Annotated in this window: 4 protein-coding genes and 1 pseudogene; 3 read left to right on the forward strand and 2 right to left on the reverse strand. The window is 67.4% G+C overall.

Annotated elements, in window-relative coordinates; translation table 11 throughout:
• Positions 1-1,025, reverse strand: a 1,025-nt coding sequence (locus tag Q427_RS19345) for a glycosyltransferase family 9 protein (RefSeq protein WP_155833630.1), incomplete at its 3' end; no start/stop codon positions are given.
• A gap of 39 nt (positions 1,026-1,064) precedes the next feature.
• On the opposite strand from Q427_RS19345, the gene Q427_RS19350 reads away from it, so the two are divergent.
• Complete coding sequence (locus tag Q427_RS19350; RefSeq protein ID WP_231613800.1) at positions 1,065-2,189, forward strand: glycosyltransferase family 4 protein; 1,125 nt, start codon at positions 1,065-1,067, stop codon at positions 2,187-2,189.
• On the opposite strand, the gene Q427_RS19355 is transcribed toward Q427_RS19350, so the two are convergent.
• Positions 2,180-2,881 (reverse strand): 3-deoxy-D-manno-octulosonic acid kinase, encoded by a 702-nt coding sequence (locus tag Q427_RS19355; RefSeq protein ID WP_043516752.1) that lies wholly within the window; start codon positions 2,879-2,881, stop codon positions 2,180-2,182. The genes Q427_RS19350 and Q427_RS19355 overlap by 10 nt on opposite strands.
• On the opposite strand from Q427_RS19355, the gene Q427_RS19360 reads away from it, so the two are divergent.
• Together Q427_RS19360 and hldE are read left to right on the forward strand one after the other, a co-directional pair.
• A complete protein-coding gene (locus Q427_RS19360) occupies positions 2,880-3,977 on the forward strand; it encodes a glycosyltransferase family 9 protein (protein ID WP_043516754.1) in 1,098 nt (365 codons plus the stop codon). The two genes, Q427_RS19355 and Q427_RS19360, sit on opposite strands and share 2 nt — an antisense overlap.
• A pseudogene (gene hldE, locus Q427_RS19365) lies at positions 3,967-5,027 on the forward strand (bifunctional D-glycero-beta-D-manno-heptose-7-phosphate kinase/D-glycero-beta-D-manno-heptose 1-phosphate adenylyltransferase HldE); the annotation flags it as partial. The gene Q427_RS19360 and the pseudogene hldE, both read left to right, overlap by 11 nt.

The following is a 5,027-nucleotide window of genomic DNA, read 5'->3' on the forward strand; positions in this document are numbered from 1 at the left end:
GTCGATGGTAGCCATGTCGGATTCGGCGGCGCCTCCGGGGGACTGAAGGCGAGCCGCCGTGACTCGCTGTTGCAGGTCTGCCAGCGCAGCGGGGTGGCCGAGCGTCGGGCCGGATAGAAGCCGGCGGTGGGCCGGTCGAGACAGCCGGCAATATGCAGCGGACCGGTGGAGCCGGCAATGAACAGGTCGGCTGCCGCAAGGGCCATCGCAAAGTCATCCACCCCTTTTCGTGGCGGCAGCACGACCGCTTCGAGGCCGTCGGCCAACAGCCGGTCGCGCAGCTCACCGGCGGTGGCCTCCTCGCCGGGCCCCGCGGTCATGATCCAGATGGGCCTGCCCTCGCCCGCACGCTTATCGGTCAGGCGGGCCAGCTCGGCATACTGCGCGGTTGTCAGGTTCACCGCCGAGCCGCCACTGCCGGCATGCAGGTAGACCCAGGGACGGGCCCTGTCGATCGCCAGTTCATGGCCGAGCCGGGCCCTCTGTGCTGCAGGCGCGTCGGCGGGCAGCGGCCAGTAGGGCGGTTCCGGGTGGGCGGCCGGCGCCATGCCCAGGGCGAGCAGCAGCGCGTCGGCCAGCTCGATGTTGTAGACATACTCCGGACGGGCGGAACGGGACCTGCGCTGGGTGACGCGATGGTTGTAGAATAGCTGTGCCCATTTGGTGGCGGGCGCCAGGCGTAGCGGAATGCCGGCACGCCAGCCCAGCCATCCGATGCGCGGCGTCGAATAGAGGGTCAACAGGGCCGCAAAGCGACCCCCTCGAAGCCGTGCCAGCAGAGCTCGCTGAGCATCGCGACCGGCGCCGTCGCCCGGGTCCAGGATCACCTCGTCGATCCAGGGGCACTGTCGGGCCAGGGGGGCCGTATAGCTGGGCACCAGGACGCTGATATGCAGGGTGGGCGCTGCGGCCTTGAGACAGGCAAGAGCCGGCCAGGCCAGCATGAAGTCGCCGACCTTGTCGTTTCGCACGACCAGTATGCGGGTCGATTCGCGGGGCTTGCCCCCGTTGGAAGTTAGCGTCATCTGGCTCCCGTGCCCCGGTGGCCGAAGAAGGAGGCGACCTTGTCGCACAAGGTAATGCACATCTGCCTGTCGGATGGCTGGGGCGGACTGGAAATGTATCCTGGACGGATTATACCCGAGCTGAAGCGCCAGGGGTGGGAGCCCCATGGTCTTGCGCTTGCCGGTTCTGCGGTGGCGGCAAGCCTGGTCGAGGCGGGCATCGAGCCGCTGACGGTGCCCAGTCGTGGGCGGGCGCTGCTTCAGGTCGGTCGAATCCTCGCCTACCTGAAGCGACAGGGTATCGACGTGTTGCACTGCCACAAGTCCAGCGATTTGCGCCTGGGAGCCCTGCTGGCGACCCTGAAGCCGGGGCTGAAGCTGTTCTTCACCGATCACATGGGGGTAACCCGCGCCAAGAAGGACCTCTACCACCGCTGGGCCTATGGCAGGGTCAGCCGGCTCTTCGCTATCAGCGAAGCGACGAGGGCGCGCAATGTCGCCGCCTTTCCCCTGCCGGAGGGGCGAATCAAGCGTCTCTATCTCGGTATCGACCCAGAGCCCTATCGCCCCCGGCTGAGCGAGGCTGAGTGCGACGCATTGCGCAGCGAGCTCGGTATTCCTGCCGGCAGTGTGGCCATCGGCCTGCCCGGGCGGCTCACCGGTGGCAAGGGGCAGGACCTCTGGGTCGAGGCGCTGGGCCTGCTGCGTGATCGCCACCCGGATCTGTCTTGGCATGGCGTGGTGGTTGGCGGGCTCACCGCCGCCGAGGGCAGCGACGAAAGCTATGTCTCTCGGTTGCGGCAGCAGGTCGCGTCTCTCGGGCTGGAAGCGCAAGTTCACTTTGCCGGTTTTCGACGTGACCTGCCGCGGCTGTTCGAGGCGCTGGACATCGTCTGCGTGCCGTCGCGCAACGAGGCCTTCGGTCTCACGGTCATCGAGGCCATGGCCGCCGGCAAGGCGATCATCGGCAGCGACAGCGGAGCGATTCCCGAGCTGCTCGATGCCAGCACAGGGCGACTGGCCGGCCCTGAGGACGCCGCGGGCTGGAGCGAGAGGCTGGCCGAGCTGGCTGGCGATGAGGCGTTGCGACGGCGCCTGGGGCAGGCGGCCAGCAGGCGGGTGCAGGAGGACTTTACCCTGGCCGCCCATGTGACCGGCCTGGTCGACGAATATTCTCAGGCATAGCCACGGCGAATCGTCGCACCGGCTTCGCTGGCGCCGAATTTCTCCAGGGAGCGATCCAGGCGTCGAAGATTGGCCTCCTGCCAGCTGCCGGCCTTGCGCAGTCGGCAGCGGTCCAGATCGATCAGCCATACCTTTTTCTGAGCATCGACCAGCAGATTGCGGGCATTGAGGTCGACATGATCGAGGCCGTTGTCATGAAAGCGGCGAATGGTGCGCCCCACCGCCTCGAGGAGTTCGTCGCTGGCAGTGTGCTCGATGAGGCGGTCGGCAAGGGAGCGGGCGCCGGGAATGCGTACCGTGATCAGCGCCGCTTCATAGGCGAGCCCGTGCCGCGTGACGGCAGCGGCAACCGGCCTGGGTACGGGCAGGCCGCGTGCGTAGAGCTCGGCGGTCAGGCGCAGTTCGCGAAACGCCCGGGTTCGTTCCAGGCCCATCCAGAGGTAGCGCTGCCGGGCAATACGCGCCATCAGCCCGCCGCGGCGGTAGGGGCGCAATACCCATTGGGCGCCGTTCGCGTCGAGAAAGAGGCTGCTGCCGCGGCCCGGCGCTTCGCCCACCACACGATCCGTTTCACGCCAATGGGCGGGCGAGAACAGCTGCGGGGTGATTTGTGGCCTCAGGTTGGCGTCACATACACTGTCCGCATCATATAGAATGAAAACCTTTCCCGTCCGACATGTTGCCAAGTGCATGAAGCATCCTCTGCCTGCCCAACCTCGCCATATCGCCGTGCTGCGCCTCTCCGCACTGGGCGACGTGTGCAATCTGGTCCCCACCATCCGGGCGCTGCAGCGCCAGTGGCCCGATATTCGCATCACCTGGATCATCGGCAAGGCGGAACACAGTCTACTGGCCGGCCTCTCGGGGGTCGAGTTCGTCGTCTACGACAAGGCCAGCGGCCTTGCGGGAATGCGGCGGCTATGGCGCCAGCTCGGCGACACCCGTTTCGACGTGCTGCTGCACATGCAGCAGGCACTGCGGGCCAGCGTACTCTCCCTGGGGCTGAAGGCCGACGTGCGGGTGGGGTTCGACAAGACGCGGGCCAAGGATGCCCAGCACTGGTTCACCCATCGCCAGCTGGCACCTCATCCGCGCGCCCATGTGCTGGAGTCGTTCATGGACTTCGCCCGCCTGCTGGGCGTCGAGGATCACGGGCTGGAGTGGAACCTGCCGGTGCCGGTCGAGGCCGAGGAGGAGGCCCGCAGGCTGACCGGTGACCACGCCTACCTGCTGATGAGCCCCTGCGCCAACCCGCGGCTGCGCAACTTTCGCAACTGGTCCGCCGAGGGCTATGCGGCGGTCATCGAGCACGCCTGGGCGCAGTTTGGCCTGAAAACGGTGCTCACCGGCGGTGGCAGCACCCAGGAGCGGGAAGTGGGGGAGCGCATCCAGGCAATGAGCCGGCCGGAGGCGGTGATCGATGTCATCGGCGACAGCTCGCTCAAGGGCCTGCTGGCCCTCATCGCCCGGGCGCGGGTGGTGATCGCCCCCGACTCCGGACCGGTGCATATGGCCAACGCCATGGGTACCCCGGTGATCGGCCTCTATGCCACCACCAACCCCGACCGTGCGGCGCCCTACCTGTGGCGTGACCATGTGGTCGATCGTTATCCCGAGGCGGTGCGCGCCTACCTCCACAAGGAGCCCGAGGAGATCGCCTGGGGCCAGCGCGTTCGTCATCCCGACGCCATGTCCCTGATTCGAGTCGATGACGTCGTTCAACGACTCGATGCATTGCTGGCCGGGCCGAACGAGAGCAAGGAAATGGAGATACCCGATGAAGCTTGATCTGACCGCACTTGAGCAGGCACACGTACTGGTGGTAGGCGATGTGATGCTCGATCGGTACTGGCATGGCGCCACCTCACGTATCTCGCCGGAGGCGCCGGTACCGGTGGTCCGAGTGGAGGAGTGCGAGGATCGCCCCGGTGGTGCGGCCAACGTGGCGCTCAATATCGCCTCCCTGGGCGCCCATGCCGCCCTGAGCGGCATGGTCGGGGACGATGACAATGCTCGTCGCCTCATCGCCCGCATGGAGGCCGCCGGAGTGGAGACCTACTTCGAGAGCAGCGCGGGCATTCCCACCATCACCAAGCTGCGGGTCATGAGCCGCAACCAGCAGCTGATTCGTCTCGACTTCGAGGATGGTCTGGAAGGGGTCGACACCTCAGGCCTGCTGGCCCGGGTCGAGCAGGGGCTTCCCGGCTGCGACCTGGTGATCCTTTCCGACTATGGCAAGGGCACCCTCAATCAGGTGGAAGCGCTGATCGAGCGGGTCAAGGCCTCGGGCAAGCGGGTACTGGTCGATCCCAAGGGCAGTGACTTCCGCAAGTATCGGGGGGCCAGCGTGATCACCCCAAACCTGGCCGAGTTCGAGGGCGTGGTCGGCCACTGCCGCGACGACGCCGAGCTGGCTGCCCGGGGCGAGGCGCTGTGCAGGGAGCTCGAGCTCGAGGCCCTGCTGATCACCCGCAGCGAGAAGGGCATGACGCTGATCCGGGCCGACCACGAGCCACTGCATATTCCCACCCGGGCCCGCGAGGTGTACGACGTGACCGGCGCCGGCGACACCGTGATCGGCGTGCTGGGGCTGGCGCTGGCCGCCGGGCACGGCTTTCCCGAAGCCATGACCCTGGCCAACCTGGCCGCCGGCCTGGTGGTGGCCAAGCCGGGCACGGCGACGCTCTCCATCGCCGAGCTCTACACGGCCCTGCACGGCGACAAGCTGGCCGAGTTCGGTGTGATCGAGGAGTCGCCGCTGATCGAGGCGGTGCGGGCCGCCCAGGCCCGCGGCGAGCGGGTGGTCATCSAMCGGCTGCTTCGACATCCTGCATGCCG

It is taken from the genome of Halomonas sp. BC04, assembly GCF_000568385.1.

Bases quoted from the DNA above. Each gene is read 5' to 3' on its own strand.
- Q427_RS19355 (WP_043516752.1), bottom strand. From the start codon at position 2,881: ATGCACTTGGCAACATGTCGGACGGGAAAGGTTTTCATTCTATATGAT.
- Q427_RS19360 (WP_043516754.1), top strand. From the start codon at position 2,880: ATGAAGCATCCTCTGCCTGCCCAACCTCGCCATATCGCCGTGCTGCGC.